Source organism: Sphingomonas sp., assembly GCF_031380695.1.
GTDB lineage: Bacteria > Pseudomonadota > Alphaproteobacteria > Sphingomonadales > Sphingomonadaceae > Sphingomicrobium.
Window position 1 is genome coordinate 1 of the sequence record NZ_JANMWY010000252.1, and the last position, 1,665, is coordinate 1,665.

Annotated in this window: 3 protein-coding genes; all 3 read left to right on the plus strand. The window is 64.3% G+C overall.

Annotated features, from left to right (window positions below):
* Nucleotides 1–174 precede the first annotated feature (174 nt).
* Nucleotides 175–1,068 carry a LysR substrate-binding domain-containing protein gene (locus tag RMN84_RS09060; protein ID WP_309611848.1) on the plus strand — a complete coding sequence of 298 codons (894 nt, stop codon included), beginning with the start codon at nt 175–177 and terminating at the stop codon, nt 1,066–1,068.
* Nucleotides 1,069–1,154: 86 nt separating this feature from the next.
* Nucleotides 1,155–1,361: a hypothetical protein gene (locus RMN84_RS09065; RefSeq protein ID WP_309611849.1), complete on the plus strand. Its 207-nt coding sequence runs from the start codon at nt 1,155–1,157 to the stop codon at nt 1,359–1,361.
* Nucleotides 1,362–1,442: 81 nt separating this feature from the next.
* Nucleotides 1,443–1,665: hypothetical protein (locus tag RMN84_RS09070; RefSeq protein ID WP_309611850.1), on the plus strand; the 223-nt coding region annotated here is incomplete at its 3' end.

Consider the following 1,665-nt stretch of genomic DNA (forward strand, 5'->3'; position numbering starts at 1 on the left):
GCGGCTGCATTCTTCGCAGTTGCAGCAGAGCCTTCGCGATCGCAGAAGGAGTGGGCCGTTCACACGGCATCCTCTCCTGAAAACTTTTCAATGGCCCTTCTTCGGAAGGGCCTTTTTTTTGGTGGCCTGGAACTCGTTTGCGCTCTACATGTTGCAGTGCACAATGGGGATCAGATGCGCAGACTGCCGCCGTTAGGCGCGATTCAGGCGTTTGTTCACGTCGGCCGGCTGGGCTCGCTCAAGGCCGCGGCGGAATCGCTCGCGCTGTCGCCGCCAGCCTTGACGCGGCGAATCCAGTCACTTGAACAGTTTATCGGTACGACGCTGCTTGATCGCCAGCATAACAGCGTGTTGCTCAATGAGAACGGGCAAAGCCTGCTCGCCGAACTGGCCCCCAATATCGATGCGCTGAGCGCGGCGATCGAGCGGGCAAGCGCGCCAACCAGGGAAATCCGCCTGCGGGTCGCGGTGCCGTCGCTGTTCGGGTCGCAAAATCTGGTGCCGGCGCTGCGTTCGCTGCGCGATCATCACCCGAACATCAGCGTTGACCTGGAGACCGGGGGCAACCGTCTCGGTCGGCTCGACGAAGGCCTCGACGCGGCCATCGTCATCGCCCGCGACATCGATCCGCGCTATTATTCGCGGCTGCTGAAGCGCGACGTGATCATGGCGGTCGCCTCGCGTGATTATGCCGAGGGCCCCGAGGCGTTGACCGGCCCGGCTGGGCTGTCAGGCGTCCCGGTGCTTCTTCATCGCGACATGCCCGACAATTTCACGGCCTGGTGCGACGCGGTCGGGATCGGCCCGGTGTCGCCGACGACGATCAACTATTACGACAGCGGTCAGATGATCCTCGACGCGGCCGCCGAGCGGATGGGGGTCGCCTTCATGATGCGCAGCCACTTGGCGGGGTCGCACGACGACCGGCTAATTCAGCTGTTCGCGCAAACCGTGCCCAGTCCGTACAGCTATTGGTTCGCCTGTACCCCGGCGGGGATGGCGCGGCCGGCGGTGAGCCAGTTCCACGACTGGCTGTTCGACCGCATGCCGCTCGACGAGGCGGCGTGACGCATAAAAACGGGTCGACCGACTCTTCACTTGGCGTTCAGGTGGGCGGTCGCATCGGGGGGGCGGGTTTTCGCCCGGAGGTACAGATGATCAGCCCGACGCCCCTGCCGACCGATCCAATCGAGGATGTCGACTATGCGCTGCGGCGTGCGGAGGAGGAATCGATCGCCGCAGTCCGCGCGACCGACCCGCGCGTCGAGAAGAGCCACGCAGGGCTGGCGGCGCTTTACACCGACCGGTCGTTGCGGCTCATTGGGGAGACGGACGAGCGCGGGCCGGGTCAGGGCAAGTAGTAGTCAGACGAGTGTCGGCCGACATTTGACTTGACGTTGGGCCGAGTGCAACGTCGCCCCTCATTCTTTCAAGGGGTTGCGATGCGCACGAGATTAGTGGCTCTGCTGGTTGCGTCAACGATGATGGCGACGGGATCGGCCGCGCTGGCCACCCCGGCCGAGGATGCCACCGCTGCCGTCACCTCGGTACTCGACAAGTTCGCAACGGGCGATATCAACGCCTTTTTCGCGGCGCATCGCGACGGGGCGCTGATCGTCGATGAGTTCGCGCCCTATGTCTGGGGCGGACCGCAATCGGTCCAGC